Source organism: Acidovorax sp. GW101-11A03 (genome assembly GCF_059424825.1).
On the sequence record NZ_JBWKZU010000097.1, the window covers coordinates 1 to 13584 of the forward strand.

At 66.5% G+C, this 13584-nt stretch carries 12 protein-coding genes and 1 tRNA gene; 5 read left to right on the forward strand and 8 right to left on the reverse strand.

What is annotated here, in order from left to right:
* Positions 1-1781, forward strand: a 1781-nt coding sequence (locus AC07Z7_RS23600; protein WP_494767857.1) for a sensor histidine kinase, incomplete at its 5' end; no start/stop codon positions are given.
* On the opposite strand, the gene mnmH is transcribed toward AC07Z7_RS23600, so the two are convergent.
* On the reverse strand, positions 1778-2923 hold the full coding sequence (gene mnmH, locus AC07Z7_RS23605; RefSeq protein ID WP_494767858.1) for a tRNA 2-selenouridine(34) synthase MnmH: 1146 nt from the start codon (positions 2921-2923) through the stop codon (positions 1778-1780). The two genes, AC07Z7_RS23600 and mnmH, sit on opposite strands and share 4 nt — an antisense overlap.
* Positions 2923-3975 (reverse strand): selenide, water dikinase SelD, encoded by a 1053-nt coding sequence (gene selD / locus AC07Z7_RS23610; RefSeq protein WP_494767859.1) that lies wholly within the window; start codon positions 3973-3975, stop codon positions 2923-2925. Before selD ends, mnmH begins: the two co-directional genes overlap by 1 nt.
* Before the next feature lie 530 nt (positions 3976-4505).
* On the opposite strand from selD, the gene AC07Z7_RS23615 reads away from it, so the two are divergent.
* Complete coding sequence (locus tag AC07Z7_RS23615) at positions 4506-5012, forward strand: hypothetical protein (RefSeq protein ID WP_494767860.1); 507 nt, start codon at positions 4506-4508, stop codon at positions 5010-5012.
* A 103-nt stretch (positions 5013-5115) separates the two neighbouring features.
* On the opposite strand, the gene AC07Z7_RS23620 is transcribed toward AC07Z7_RS23615, so the two are convergent.
* Together AC07Z7_RS23620 and AC07Z7_RS23625 are read right to left on the reverse strand one after the other, a co-directional pair.
* A tRNA-Ser gene (locus AC07Z7_RS23620) sits at positions 5116-5205 on the reverse strand.
* Between the two features lie 262 nt (positions 5206-5467).
* Positions 5468-6682 (reverse strand): alpha-hydroxy acid oxidase, encoded by a 1215-nt coding sequence (locus AC07Z7_RS23625; RefSeq protein WP_494767861.1) that lies wholly within the window; start codon positions 6680-6682, stop codon positions 5468-5470.
* A 122-nt stretch (positions 6683-6804) separates the two neighbouring features.
* On the opposite strand from AC07Z7_RS23625, the gene AC07Z7_RS23630 reads away from it, so the two are divergent.
* Entirely contained in the window at positions 6805-7704 is a 900-nt protein-coding gene (locus AC07Z7_RS23630) for a LysR family transcriptional regulator (protein ID WP_494767862.1), read from the forward strand.
* 304 nt (positions 7705-8008) lie between these two features.
* Here the strand turns inward: AC07Z7_RS23630 and serS are convergent, their stop codons facing one another.
* Positions 8009-9328, reverse strand: a complete 1320-nt coding sequence (gene serS / locus AC07Z7_RS23635) for a serine--tRNA ligase (protein WP_494767863.1) — start codon at positions 9326-9328, stop codon at positions 8009-8011.
* 32 nt (positions 9329-9360) lie between these two features.
* The gene (locus AC07Z7_RS23640) at positions 9361-10302 is read right to left on the reverse strand and encodes a threonine/serine dehydratase (RefSeq protein ID WP_494767864.1); all 942 of its coding nucleotides are present in this window, start codon (positions 10300-10302) and stop codon (positions 9361-9363) included.
* A 165-nt stretch (positions 10303-10467) separates the two neighbouring features.
* Between AC07Z7_RS23640 and AC07Z7_RS23645 the strand changes: the two genes are divergently transcribed.
* Positions 10468-11181, forward strand: coding sequence for a CBS domain-containing protein (locus AC07Z7_RS23645; RefSeq protein WP_094291257.1), 714 nt, complete (start codon positions 10468-10470; stop codon positions 11179-11181).
* 126 nt (positions 11182-11307) lie between these two features.
* Here AC07Z7_RS23645 and ispH read toward each other — a convergent pair whose 3' ends face one another.
* Together ispH and AC07Z7_RS23655 are read right to left on the reverse strand one after the other, a co-directional pair.
* Positions 11308-12303 carry a 4-hydroxy-3-methylbut-2-enyl diphosphate reductase gene (gene ispH, locus AC07Z7_RS23650; protein ID WP_494767865.1) on the reverse strand — a complete coding sequence of 332 codons (996 nt, stop codon included), beginning with the start codon at positions 12301-12303 and terminating at the stop codon, positions 11308-11310.
* Positions 12303-12767: an FKBP-type peptidyl-prolyl cis-trans isomerase gene (locus AC07Z7_RS23655; protein ID WP_094291259.1), complete on the reverse strand. Its 465-nt coding sequence runs from the start codon at positions 12765-12767 to the stop codon at positions 12303-12305. The genes ispH and AC07Z7_RS23655 overlap by 1 nt, the downstream gene beginning before the upstream one ends.
* Before the next feature lie 89 nt (positions 12768-12856).
* Here AC07Z7_RS23655 and radC point away from each other — a divergent pair, with 89 nt between their 5' ends.
* Entirely contained in the window at positions 12857-13570 is a 714-nt protein-coding gene (gene radC / locus AC07Z7_RS23660; RefSeq protein WP_094291260.1) for a RadC family protein, read from the forward strand.
* Positions 13571-13584 lie beyond the last annotated feature (14 nt).

Genomic DNA, 13584 nt, shown 5'->3' on the forward strand with positions numbered 1-13584 from the left:
TCAGCATGGCCCTGCAATGTGTGGCGCAGGCGCGGCAATCTGGCGCGGCGCCCTGCCCCCGCCCAGCAGCCCTTGCCGCCGATGCAGGACCCTGGGAGCGCACCGACCGGGCCCTGATCGCCTACGCAGGCGGCCCCTCGCAGTTCACCACCTACTCTTACATCGACGTGCTGCGCGGCGCGGTGCCTGCCGATGCCTTCCGGGGCAAATACGTGCTGGTGGGCGCCGCCGCATCGGGGCTGGGCGATATGTTTGCCACACCGGTCAGCCAGCAGTCGCGCCTGATGCCGGGAGTGGAGGTGGTGGCCCATGTGCTGGATGCACGCCTGCTGGACGAGCAGATCGTGCCCGCCTCGCGCACGCTCAATACCCTGTTCAACCTGGTGCCTGTGGCGGCAGCCCTGCTGGCCCTGTTGCTGATCGGCCCCCTGGCAGCGCTGCTGACCAGCGCAGCACTGGCCGTGGGCACCCTGGTGCTGAGCGTTTGCCTGCCCTGGTGGGCGGGCCTGCAGTTTGCCCCGGCGGCTGCCCTGCTGGGGCTGGTGCTGGCCTACCCGCTGTGGAGCTGGCGGCGTCTGAGTGCTGCGGCGCACTTTCTGCGGCTGGAGATGGAGAACCTGCAACGCCAGGGCCTGTCGATGCGGCTGCGCAGGCGCCCCGGGGACTCGGCCGATTTTCTGGAACGGCGCATCAATGCGGTCGAGCGCGCGTCGCGCCAGTTACGCGACCTGCACCATTTCGTGAGCGAAAGCCTGCAGCAGTTGCCCTCGCCCAGCCTTGTCTGCGACCCCGAGGGCCAGATCCTGCTGGCCAACCGCGCTGCCCGCGAGCACCTGGGCGGCGGCGCAGAGGCCCCGCTGCAGGGCCAGTCGGTGGTCGATCTGCTGGCCGACCTGGTGCATGCGGGCAGCCGCCTGCCACTCATCACGCGGGAACAGTTGCACCAAAGAACACTGCCCGAACACAGCGAAGGCACCGATGCGCAGGGCCGCAGCCTGCTGGTGCAATGCAAGCCCTTCACCGACCTGGCCAACGCAGGCTGGCTGCTGACGCTGGTGGACCTGACCGACATGCGCCGTGCCCTGCAGCAGCGCGACCAGGCGATGCACTTCATATCGCACGACATCCGTGCGCCCAACGCCTCCATCCTCACACTGCTGGAGATGCAGCGCGCCTACCCCGGCCGGATGGCAGACGATGAACTGCTGCGGCGCATCGAGCGCTATGCACACGCGTCCCTGGGCATGGCGGAAAGCTTTGTGCAACTGGCCAGCGCGCAGGCACAGGAGTACCGCATGGCGCCGATCGATCTGGTCGCGCTGCTGGCCGAAACCACCGACGACCTCTGGGCCCTGGCCCGTGACAAGCAGGTGGATGTGCGCACCATCGCCTGCCCCGACACCGCCCTGTGCCGAGGCGACCAAGCCCTGCTGCGCCGCGCCCTGGCCAATGTGATCAACAACGCCATCAAATTCAGCCCGGAGGGCGGCGTGGTGCAGTGCGCCATCGCAGAACGGGGCCCGCACTGGGTGGTGTCGGTGCGTGACCAGGGCCCCGGCATTGCGCCCGAACTGCAGGACAAGCTCTTCACCCCTTACCAAAGGCTGCACGACCGCAGCCACCCTGCCGTGCAGGGCGTGGGCCTGGGCCTGGCGCTGGTGGCCACCGTGGTGCAGCGCCACGGTGGCAGCCTGGAGGTGGACAGCGACACAGGGCGCGGCGCCGAGTTCCGGCTGGTGCTGCCCCGCAGCGAGCACGGGCCGGAAGGCAACGGCGGCTAAACCGCCCCCCAGCCTGCGGCACCTGCCGCGCCTACCGTACCTCCGGTAGAGGCAGATGCACCCAAATACTCCAGCACCGCCTGCCGGTCGCCCTGGAACACGATGCGGCCCGCCCGCTGGCGTTGCTGGTAGGCATACATCGGGTCATAGTAATCGCGCACCAGCTGGGCGATCCAGCCCCGGTGCAACGCGGGGTCTGCGTAGTCCTTTTGCCGCGCCAGCGCCGCCAGCATGGTCGCGCGCAGCGCCCGGTGCCGGTCGCCGCCCAGGCGCTTGGCGAGTTTGTCCAGGCTTTCGAGCAAGCGGGCCGCAAACAGATCGGTGCCCACCGCCTCGCCATGGGCCGCCACGAAGTCGGCGCATTGCAGCACCACATAGTCCTGCAGGATGCGTTCGACCCGGGCATCAAAGCCGTCGTCCAGGCACACGATGGGGGCTTGCTCCAGCCGCTGCCGCAACGCCAGCGGCACGGAGCAACTGCCCACATGCCGCCCCTCGTCTTCGATCACAAACGCTCCATGCCCTCGGTCGCGCTTTTTCAGCAGGTCAATGGCCAGCCGACTCTCGAAATCGATCTGCGAAGGCTGGCCGCTCACACGCTGGCCAAAGCTGGAGCCCCGGTGGTTGGCAAACCCCTCCAGGTCCAGCCCGTGGGCCAGTTGCGCAATCACCTCGGTCTTGCCGGTGCCGGTGAGACCGCCCAGCACCACAAAACCGCATTGCGCCGAGGCCGCCTCCAGGGTCTCGATGAGAAAGCTGCGCAGGGCCTTGTAACCGCCGTGCACACGGGGGTAGTCGATGCCCGCCTCACTTTTCAGCCACTGCTGGACAATCTGGGACCGCAGGCCGCCTCGAAAGCAATAGAGCACGCCCTCCGGGTGGGCCCGTGCAAACTCTGCCCAGGCCGCAATGCGGGCCTGCTTGGTGGCCCCAGACACCAGCTGGTGCCCCAAGGCAATCGCCGCATCCTGGCCCTTGTGCTTGTAGCAGGTGCCCACCTGCTGGCGTTCGCCATCATTCATCAGCGGGCGGTTGACCGCCCCGGGGAACGCGCCCTGCGCAAACTCCACCGGCGCACGCACATCCATCATGGGCACACCGTTCAGAAACAGGTGCCGGAAGTCCGACAGAGCAGCCAGCATCAGCGCAACACCACGGCCAGGGCGCTCCGCTCCGTCATCCGGCCAATGGGGGCCAGCGCCAGGCCCAGCCCGCTTGCCACCGCCAGGAACTCGTCCTCGCCCTCGGGGCTCACGGCCACCAGCAGCCCGCCGCTGGTCTGCGGGTCGCACAGCAGGTGCTTCTGCTCGTCGGTCAGCGGCGCAATCTTGGCGCCGTAGCTGTCGAAGTTGCGCAGCGTGCCACCGGGCACGCAGCCCTGGTCCATGTAGTGCTCCACCCCCGCCAGGCGCGGCACGGCGGCGTAGTCGATCTCGGCGCTCAGGCCGCTGCCCTCGGCCATCTCGACCAGGTGCCCCAGCAGCCCAAAGCCCGTGACATCCGTCATGGCCTTGACCCCCGCCAACCGACCAAACCGGCTGCCGGGTTGATTCAGCGCGCACATCAGGTCACGCGCCACGCCCACGTCCTGCGGGCGCAGCCGGGCTTTTTTCTCAGCCGTGGTCAGGATGCCAATGCCCAGGGGCTTGGTCAGGTACAGGCGGCAACCCACCGTGGCGGTGTCGTTGCGCTTGAGGTGGCGCTTCTCCACCACCCCGGTCACGGCCAGGCCAAAGATGGGCTCCGGCGCATCGATGGAATGCCCGCCCGCCAGCGGAATGCCCGCCGCATCGCACACGGCACGCCCGCCGCGCACCACCTCGCGCGCGACCTCCGGAGGCAGGACATTCACCGGCCAGCCCAGGATGGCAATCGCCATCAGCGGGTCGGCCCCCATGGCGTAGATGTCGCTGATGGCATTGGTGGCCGCGATGCGGCCAAAGTCGAAGGGGTCGTCCACGATGGGCATGAAGAAGTCGGTGGTGGACACCACCCCGCGCTCGCCATCCAGCGCATACACGGCCGCATCGTCGCGGGAGGTGTTGCCCACCCACAGCCGGGGGTCCAGGTTCTGCGCCCCGCTGCCCGCCAGGATCACGTCCAGCACCTGGGGACTGATCTTGCAGCCGCAGCCTGCGCCATGGCTGTATTGGGTCAGGCGGATGGGAGGGTTTGTCGGCAGTTCTGGGGACATACAGGGTTCTTTCCGGGCATCAGGCGCAAACCGCGCAGCCCTCCATTCTGGCGTTGAGGGCCCGGCGGCTCAACACGCCAGCCCCACTCACACATACCCCTGAGCAAACCGACAGTACAGCCCACCATTCCTCAACGCCCAGAAAAAGGGGATGGTGTGAGGGGCATCCAAAGCCTGTAACCCAGACCCGCCGACACCCCGCAGTTCACCACGCGCAGAAAATAACCCCCGATTCAAATCACTCAGCAAATGGCCGGACTCAAGAGACGACGCGGAGGAGCACGAAAGAACATAGGGGGTCGCCGTGCTGGGGCTGGAAGGCTGTTGGACAGCCGCAACCGCGCCCGCCCAATAGTTGCCAGCCTGAGACAAACGCCCCTCTGCAATGGCTGCCCGCGCAGGTGAATCATCCGGGGGCGCCACTACGACTTCGCATGACTGCGGCAAACGCTCTGCTGCGGCGCTTTGAACGTTGCTCAACAGCGTAAGGACCGGCTAACCTTCGCCCCCAACAAGCAAGGGGGGAGAGCATGTCCAATTTCACAGACTATTTATCGGCGTTCTCGGGAGCGGTTAGTGCAGCTGCCGCTTACTGGGCCTGGAGCACAGCAACCGAAGCACACAACCTGGCCAAGTCCCTTGCCGCAAAAGCGGTTGAAGATGAGTTTGCGCTTGAGCTTGAGCGTTTGACCCTTGCTGTCGCAGAAGTTGAGGCCGAGTCGGCAAAGCTCTACTTTCTCGGGGCCAACACGAAGGTGGCTGCAACTTCACGCGCAATGGCGATGGGCCCTGACAACCTGTCGAACAGTAGGTTCAAGCTATTTATTGAACGGGTTGATGAACACATTGCCGACTCCCTTGAGGCGACTGACAAGGTGAAGGCGTTTCGAAGTCGCGCCAACGAAATATCTCTGTCTTCAGAGCGGCAGATGGACGAAGCCCGCAAGCTGCGAATTGAATGCGCTGCACTCGGTATTGAGATACGCGGCAAGTTTGACAGACTTCAAGTGGATAGGAATGGGTGGGTCAACGGCTGATGCACGACGAAGCTCTGACCTACCAAGATCCATGCACCGTGGCTACATGACCCGGAAAAGGAAAAACCCCACTACCAAACTGATAGCGGGGTTTCCTTTGTACTGGCGGAGAGGGTGGGATTCGAACCCACGGTAGTGTTGCCACTACGCCTGATTTCGAGTCAGGTACATTCGACCACTCTGCCACCTCTCCTAGGTGTGTTTCTCGGTCGAGAGCATGCGATTATAGCAGGCGCTGAACTGAAGAACTTTGCAAATCTTTGCAAGGAAAAATTCCGTGGTCTGACTGGAATTTTCCTTTAACGACAAGAGGTTACGAGCGACGCGACTCAAATGCACTTCATTTCGAGTCAGGTACATTCGACCACTCTGCCACCTCTCCTGTGAGTCGAAGCTGCAATTATAGCAAGGTTTTCCGGCGCTCAGACAGGCGGCTCCCGCATGTTCCGTCTGCCTCAGCCGTGTCGGCGAACGATGTGCCCAGGCCCCAGGTCTGTGCAAGCTGTGGCACCCAGCATGGCGAGGTTGCGGTCTACCTCGTCGCGCAGCAGCCCGATGGCGTGCTGCACCCCGGCCTCCCCAGCCACAGCGGCCGCGTAGTTGAAAGGGCGCCCCACCAGCACCACGCGTGCGCCCAGCGCAATGGCCTTGAGCACGTCAGAGCCACGCCGGAAGCCCCCATCGATGAGCACCGGGAAAGCAGGCCCCACCGCCGCCACCACGGCCTCCAGCACGCGCATGGCGGACACGGCGCCATCGAGCTGGCGACCTCCGTGGTTGGACAGCACCACCCCGTCGGCCCCCAGGTTCTGGGCCTGCAATGCGTCGTCCACACTGAGCAGGCCTTTGATAACCAGCGGCCCCTTCCAGCGGCGACGGATGGCCTCCAGGTGGTTCCAGCTGAGGTGGTCGCGCGCGGAGAAGTCGCGCAGCACTGAAGACGAGACGATGGGCGCACCCCGCGTGGCAAACGAGTTCTCGAAGTGCGGCATGCCATGGTGCAGCAACGTGCGCAAAAAGGTGCCAGCCACCCAGCGTGGCCGCACCAGGCCGTCCCACGCCAGGCGCAAGCCGGGCCTGAGCGGAGTTGAAAAACCCGTGCGGATGTTGTTCTCGCGGTTGGCCGAGATGGGGATGTCCACCGTGACCACCAGCGTGCGAAAACCTGCGCGCTCCACACGGTCGATGAGCGCATCAATGCGCGCCTGGTCGCCGGGCAGATAGGCCTGGAACCAGGTGCCCGGGCTCGCGCGCGCCACGTCTTCCATCGGGATCAGCGAAGTGCCACTCATGACCGACACGATGCCTGCGCGCTGCGCCGCACGCGCCAGCACCAGATCGCCCCGGTAGGTGGACAACGCATTGATGCCCATGGGTGCAATGCCGAAGGGGCTGCTGTAGCGCTCGCCAAACAGCTCCACGGCCTGCGAGCGCTGCGAGACGTCGCGCAGCACACGCGTGGTGAAGGCGTATTCGCCAAACACCTCGCGGTTGTCGCGCAGCGAGGCATTGTCCTCGGCCGCGCCTGCGATGTAGCCAAAAATGGGCCGGGGCAGCCGCCGACGCGCGACGTCCTCAAAGTCGTGCAGCGACAACATGCGGCGCAGCACAGCCGGGGGGCGCGGTAGTGGCGTTGCAGCAGGAGACAAGGGATCAGTGGCGGTGCTCATGGTGTGGACACGGGTACAAGCGTTCAGAACGCGTTCATGCGAGTCGCCACTCTAGGCAGCATTCGATGCGCATAAAAGCGAAAAATCTAGAATGAAATCATTCGCTTTTTCGACAAAAACCCATGCCACACCCTTCCATCAAGCAGCTCGAAGCCTTCTGGTGGGCCGCCACCTGCGCCAACTTCACCACTGCTGCAGACCGCGTGCATGTGTCGGTGTCGTCGCTGTCCAAGCGCATCGCTGAGCTGGAGTCGGTGCTGGGCCAGCCACTGTTTGATCGCAGCGGCCACCGTGCCGTGCTCACCGAAGCGGGCGAGCGCCTGCTGCCCGCAGCGCTTGATGTGCTCCAGGCCATGGCGGCGCTGGGCCAGGCGGTGGATGCACGCGCGGCACTGACCGGCCGGTGCCGTTTTGGTGTGGGCGATCTCTCGGCGCTCACCTGGCTGCCCGCGTTTGTGGCTGCGGCCCGGCAAGCCCATCCCCGCCTGGTGCTGGAGCCTGTGGTGGATGTGGGCAGCGTGCTGGAACGCCGCCTGGACGATGGTGAGCTGGACTTTGCCGTGATCGCCGGACGCTCATCCCGCAGCAGCCTGCTGTCGCAGCCCATAGGCGCAGCCCACTTCACCTGGGCGGCCGCACCAGGCCTGCCCGGCGCGGGCCAGATGGGCGCAGGGGCCTTGCTGCAGCGCCATGCCCTGGTGACCCTCCCCCCCGGCGCGGGCACCACGCGGCTGCTGGACGACTGGCTGCTGGCGCACCGCGTCACAGCGCCTGAGCGCATCCTGTGCAACAGCTGGGGGGCCGTGGCGGGAATGCTGCGCGCGGGTGTGGGTGTGGGTTTTTTGCCGGCTGGCTGGGTCCACACCCTGGGCCTGCGTGCCGTGGGTGGGCGCACGCCGCTGGCGCCCCTGCACTACGCATACCAATGGCGGCGGGGCGATACGCGGGCGCTGGTGGCGGCGATGTTGCGCCTGGCCCAGGTGCAGGTGGATTTTTCAGCCCCGCCTGCCCTGGCGGCCTGAGCCCCTGCACAAGGCTTTACTCGTTCCCATGGCACCCATACGCGTCACGCCTGCATGAACGGGAAGTGAAAAACACAACGGGCCGCAAGGGCCCGCTGTAGGAGTCGATGAATCAGACAAACCCGAGCGGACCTGCCGGGCTGTCTCACGCGGCCTCAGGCCTGCAGCACAGCCTGGCCGCCCAGGTAGGGGCGCAGCACCTCGGGCACCACCACACTGCCGTCGGCCTGCTGGTAGTTGTAGTTCCGGCAAGCTTCGCTTCACTTTCGCGCTGCGAAAGTGAGCCTACACAGAAACTATCCGCTCAGGTCGGAGCAAGCTCCGACACTCCGCCCATGTATGGGCGGAGAACGGGCGGAACCTCGACGGTTCCGTCCGCACGCTGATAGTTTTCCAACACCGCCACCAGCGTGCGGCCCACGGCCAGGCCAGAGCCGTTCAGGGTGTGCAGCAACTCGTTCTTGCCTTGCGCGTTCTTGAAGCGGGCCTGCAGGCGGCGGGCCTGGAAGGCTTCGCAGTTGCTCACCGAGCTGATCTCGCGGTAGGTGTTCTGCGCGGGCAGCCACACTTCCAGGTCGTAGGTCTTGGCGGCGCCAAAGCCCATGTCGCCGGTGCACAGGCTCATCACGCGGTAGGGCAGGCCCAGCTTTTGCAGCACGGCTTCGGCGTGGCGCGTCATTTCTTCGAGCGCTTCGTAGCTCTTGTCGGGGTGCACGATTTGCACCATCTCGACCTTGTCGAACTGGTGCTGGCGGATCATCCCGCGCGTGTCGCGACCGTAGCTGCCCGCTTCGGAGCGGAAGCATGGCGTGTGGGCCGTGAGCTTGATGGGCAGGTCGGACTCAGCCAACACCACGTCGCGCACAAAGTTGGTCAGCGGCACTTCGCTGGTGGGGATGAGGTACAGCGCCGCGTTGTCGGGCACGGGCTCGCCGTCCTGGCCGCCCTTCTTGGCAGCGAAGAGGTCGCCCTCGAACTTGGGCAACTGGCCTGTGCCCTTGAGCGAGTCGGCATTGACGGCGTAAGGCACGTAGCACTCGGTGTAACCGTGCTCTTGCGTCTGCACGTCCAGCATGAACTGACTGAGCGCGCGATGCAGGCGGGCGATGGAGCCCTTCATCACGGTAAAGCGAGAGCCCGAGAGCTTCACGCCCATGTCGAAATCGAGACCCAGTGGAGTGCCCACATCGACATGGTCCTTCACTTCGAAATCGAATTGGGCAGGCGTACCCCAGCGGCGCACTTCGACATTGCCCGCCTCGTCGCTGCCCACGGGCACGGATTCGTGCGGCAGGTTGGGCACGGCCACCAGCATGGCCAGCAGCTCGGACTGGATCTGCTCCAGGCGGGCGGCAGATTGTTCCAGCTCCACCTTGCCTGCGGCCACCTGGGCCTTGACGGCTTCGGCGCCGTCCTTGTCACCCCGGCTCATCAGCATGCCGACCTGCTTGGACAGCTGGTTGCGCTGGGCCTGCAACTCTTCGGTGCGGGTCTGCAGCGTCTTGCGCTCGGACTCCAGGGCCTGGAAAGCGGACACATCCAGGAAGGCCTGGGGCTTTTTGCGGGTTTCCAGCCGCGCGATGGCGGTGTCGAGGTCTTTGCGGAGGAGAAGAATGTCAAGCATTGCAGGATTTTAAGGGGGTGGTCGGCCTGGGCTCAGGCGAGGTTTGCCGGGTCGAGGTTGGCGCCGCAAAGAATCAGGGCCACGGTCTCCCGGGGCTGCGGTTTGTACGCGCCGGTCTGCAGCGCGGCCAGGCCCAGCGCACCGGCGGGTTCCACGGCCAGTTTCAGCTCTTTCCACAGCCACAGCTGGGCCGCGCGGATGGCGTCGTCGGGCAGCAGCAGCGCATCGTGCACATGGCGCTGGCTCACATCCCAGCCAATGGCACCGATGCGGCGGGCGCCGAGCGAGTCTGCAGCCACGCCGCCCACGTCCACATCCACCGGCTGGCCCGCAGCGCGCGCGGCGTGCAGGGTGGGCGCGCGCTCGGGCTCCAGCGCGACAACATGGGCGCGGCTTTCCACCCATGCGGCCACGCCGCCAATCAAACCACCGCCGCCCACGCTGACCAGCACCGTGTCGGGCATGCGGCCGCCCTGCTCTTCCAGCTCCAGCGCCAGGGTGCCCGCACCCGCCACTACTTCGGGCTGGTCGTACGCATGCGCCTGCAGTGCGCCGGTGGTCTTCTGGCGGGCCACGCAGGCCTCAAAGGCTTCGGAATATGCGGCGCCAGTGACGACCACCTCTGCCCCCAGTGCACGCAGGCGGGCGCGCTTGGCCTCCGGCGAAACCTCGGGCACAAAGACCTCGCAGCGCACACCCAGGGCCTGGGCAGCGGCCGCCACGGCGATGCCGGCATTGCCGCCCGAGGCGATGATCACGCCGCTCTCGGGCACCGGGTTGGCCAGCAGCCGGTAGAGCATGCCCCGCGCCTTGAAGCTGCCGCCCACCTGCAGGTGCTCCAGCTTGAGCCAGACCTCGGCACAGTCCACGCCCAACGACTTGCCAGACAGGCGCATCAGCGGCGTGGTGCGCAAAAAGTCGGGCTGGGTGGCCAGTTGGCGGCGGGCGGCGGCAATGGCGGCGCGGTCGATCATGCAGGGGCTCCGGATGGCAGGTGGTGTCAAAAGAAGGGGCAGTGTAGGGGTTGCCCGCAACATGCAGACACAAGACTGACTGCACGCGCGCCCCACAACTGCCGATAACATGGACAGAGCAGCCCCATCAACGCCCGTTGCGGGCCTGCCTGCAGGAGGAAAGACATGTTCTTTGTGTTCGGCCCGTCGGGCCAGATGTACCGGGGCGGCCCGGAGAACCTGGCCCAGATCTCGTCGGTGCGGCGCGTGCAGCGGCCCCAGGCACTGCGCACCCGGGCGCTGGACCTGCCGGGGGAGCCCGTGCCCGTCTTCACCGCCCCGCCCCACGCAGCCACGGCAGAAGCCGCCACGCCCGCCGTGGTCAACCTGCGCCTGCAGGATGCCGTGAGCGCCTACGCACAAACCGAACAGGGCCCCCAGCATGCCCGCCAGCCGCTGACCCGGGTGAGCGACGTGATGACCCGAGGCGCGCTCAGCGTGCAGCCGGATGCCCGTGTGAACGACGCCTGGCAGACCCTGGCCGAGCACAAGGTGGCCCAGGCACCCGTGGTGGATGCATTGGGCCGCGTGATCGGCCTGCTGGTGCGCGCCGACATGGCGCCGCTGGACCTGCTGCCCGAACCCGGCGCCGTGAAGCAGGCCATTGACCTGGCCCGCCGCCCGGTGGCCGAGGTGATGGTGAGCCCCGTGCCCACCGTCTCGGCCGACACCGAGCTGCGCCGCGTGGCCGCCGTGTTGCTGGACACCGGCCTGCCGGGCCTGCCGGTGACGGACGAGGCCGGGGTGTTGTCGGGCTTTATCTCGCGCACCGACATCCTGCGCGCCGTGGCGGCCGACCCGCCGCTGGACCTGTGGAGCGGACCTGCCGTGCCGCTGTGACAAAAAATTTGAATAAAAATGGCCGCTACCGCGCGATGGTCAAGCGATGAAAGCTATCAATTCAGGAGCAAAAAAGGGCGCCTATGAGCGCCCTTCTTCTCGACTGAACCGTCTGACCGTCAGTGCTCAGTGTGCAGACGGCCCCGTCTCGGGCGTGCGCTCGCGGATCTCCAGTCCCGTGGCCGCATCGATCTTGAGCCCCTTGGGCAGCGGGAACTTGATGGTCTCCTCGATGCCCGCCATGCTGCGCACAGACACCGCGCCCAGCGCCTTGATGCGGTCGATGACCTGCTGCACCAGGATTTCTGGCGCGGAGGCGCCCGCCGTGAGCCCCACGCGCGAGCGGCCCTTGAACCAATCGCCCTGCAGCTCGTCGGCACTGTCCACCATGTAGGCGGTGGTGCCCAGCTTGGCCGCCAACTCGCGCAGGCGGTTGCTGTTGGAGCTGGTGGGGCTGCCCACCACGATCACCACGTCCACCTGCGGGCTCAGCACCTTGACGGCATCCTGCCGGTTTTGCGTGGCGTAGCAGATGTCCTGCTGCTTGGGTTCGCGCACATTCGGAAAGCGCGCACGCACGGCGGCAGAGATTTCGGCGGCATCGTCCACACTCAGCGTGGTCTGCGTGACCACGGCCAGTTTCTCGGTCTGCGTCGGCTGCACGCGGGCCACGTCTTCCACGTCTTCCACCAGGTGGATGCCGTGGTCGAGCTGGCCCATGGTGCCCTCGACCTCGGGGTGGCCCTTGTGGCCGATCATGATGAATTCGTAGCCTTCTTTGGCGAGCTTGGCCACTTCGACGTGCACCTTGGTCACCAGCGGGCAGGTGGCGTCAAAAATGCTGAAGCCACGCGCCACGGCCTCTTGCTGCACCGCCTTGCTCACGCCGTGGGCGCTGAAGACCAGCGTGGCGCCCGGCGGCACGTCCGACAGCTCTTCGATGAAGATCGCGCCCTTGGCCTTGAGGTCGTTCACCACGTAGGTGTTGTGCACGATTTCGTGGCGCACATAGATGGGGGCGCCAAACTTCTGGATGGCGCGCTCCACGATCTCGATGGCGCGGTCCACACCGGCGCAAAAGCCGCGCGGCTCGGCCAGCAGGATTTCTTTCGGCGCCAGCATCACAGGATCCCGATCAGCTGCACTTCAAAGGTCACAGGCTGGCCCGCCAGCGGGTGGTTGAAGTCGAACAGCACGGCGCCGTCTTCACGCACCTGCATCACGGCCCCCGCGTAGCTGCCCTGGCCGTCGGGCGTGGGGAACTGCACCACATCGCCCACGTTGTATTTTTCGTCGGGGTCGCCCAGCTCGTTCATCAGCTTGCGGGCCACCCACTGCTGCATGTCGGGGTTGCGCTCGCCAAAGGCCTCGCCTGCAGGCAGCTCGAACGTGGTGCGCGTGCCTTCGGCCAGGCCCAGCAGGCGCTGCTCCACGGCGGGCGACAGCTCGCCCGTGCCCAGCGACAGGGTGGCGGGTTTGTCGGCAAAGGTGTTGATCACATCGCCTGCAGGGCCCGCCAGACGGTAGTGCAAAGTGAGGAAAGAGCCCGGCTGGACGGTGGGCAAAGCAGCAGCGGTAGAGGTCATGACAGTCTCGATAAACTCCTGCGATTGTAGAAAACCGGGCAAAGCCCTACCGCCACCACCGCCGCTGGCGCGTCCCACCTCCTCGTTCCATGGCCCTCAAAGACCTGCCCGCCGACGCCCAGCCCCGCGAAAAACTGCTGGCGCGCGGCCCTGCCGCCCTGGCCGATGCCGAGCTGCTGGCCATCCTGCTGCGCACCGGCATCGTGGGCAAGGGGGTGCTGCAGATGGCGCAGGAGCTGCTGGACCCGCCCGGCATCGACCCGGACACCGGCGCCATCACCGGCGGCTTTGGCGGCATTGCCGGGCTGCTGCACACCAGCGCGGCCGACCTGGAACGCATCAAGGGCCTGGGCCCCGCCAAACGCGCCGAGCTGGTGGCCGTGCTGGAGCTGGCCCGCCGCGCCCTGGCCCAGCAGCTGCGCGAGCGCGAGGTGTTCGACTCGCCCGACACCGTCAAGCACTACCTGCAACTGCACCTGGCGGCCAAGGGGCACGAGGTGTTTGCGGTGCTGTTCCTCGATGCGCAAAACCGCCTGCTGGCGCTGGAGGAACTGTTTCGCGGCACGCTCACGCAAACCAGCGTGTACCCGCGCGAAGTGGTGCTGCGCGCCCTGCACCACCAGGCCGCCGCCGTGGTGCTGGCCCACAACCACCCGAGCGGCAACGTGCAACCCAGCCGCGCTGACGAGGCCCTGACCCAGACCCTGAAGACCACCCTGGCCCTGGTGGACGTGCGCGTGCTCGACCATGTGATCGTGGCGCCAGGCCAGGCGCTGTCGATGGCGGAAAAGGGCCTGGTGTGACCGCCCCTGCGCCC

What these genes read in the sequence shown, in the direction of transcription:
- AC07Z7_RS23625 (WP_494767861.1), bottom strand. Translation starts at nt 6,682, where the DNA reads ATGAGCACCGCCACTGATCCCTTGTCTCCTGCTGCAACGCCACTACCG.
- selD (WP_494767859.1), bottom strand. Translation starts at nt 3,975, where the DNA reads ATGTCCCCAGAACTGCCGACAAACCCTCCCATCCGCCTGACCCAATAC.
- AC07Z7_RS23655 (WP_094291259.1), bottom strand. Translation starts at nt 12,767, where the DNA reads ATGACCTCTACCGCTGCTGCTTTGCCCACCGTCCAGCCGGGCTCTTTC.
- ispH (WP_494767865.1), bottom strand. Translation starts at nt 12,303, where the DNA reads ATGCTGGCGCCGAAAGAAATCCTGCTGGCCGAGCCGCGCGGCTTTTGC.
- AC07Z7_RS23640 (WP_494767864.1), bottom strand. Translation starts at nt 10,302, where the DNA reads ATGATCGACCGCGCCGCCATTGCCGCCGCCCGCCGCCAACTGGCCACC.
- radC (WP_094291260.1), top strand. Translation starts at nt 12,857, where the DNA reads ATGGCCCTCAAAGACCTGCCCGCCGACGCCCAGCCCCGCGAAAAACTG.
- AC07Z7_RS23630 (WP_494767862.1), top strand. Translation starts at nt 6,805, where the DNA reads ATGCCACACCCTTCCATCAAGCAGCTCGAAGCCTTCTGGTGGGCCGCC.
- AC07Z7_RS23615 (WP_494767860.1), top strand. Translation starts at nt 4,506, where the DNA reads ATGTCCAATTTCACAGACTATTTATCGGCGTTCTCGGGAGCGGTTAGT.
- mnmH (WP_494767858.1), bottom strand. Translation starts at nt 2,923, where the DNA reads ATGCTGGCTGCTCTGTCGGACTTCCGGCACCTGTTTCTGAACGGTGTG.
- serS (WP_494767863.1), bottom strand. Translation starts at nt 9,328, where the DNA reads ATGCTTGACATTCTTCTCCTCCGCAAAGACCTCGACACCGCCATCGCG.
- AC07Z7_RS23645 (WP_094291257.1), top strand. Translation starts at nt 10,468, where the DNA reads ATGTTCTTTGTGTTCGGCCCGTCGGGCCAGATGTACCGGGGCGGCCCG.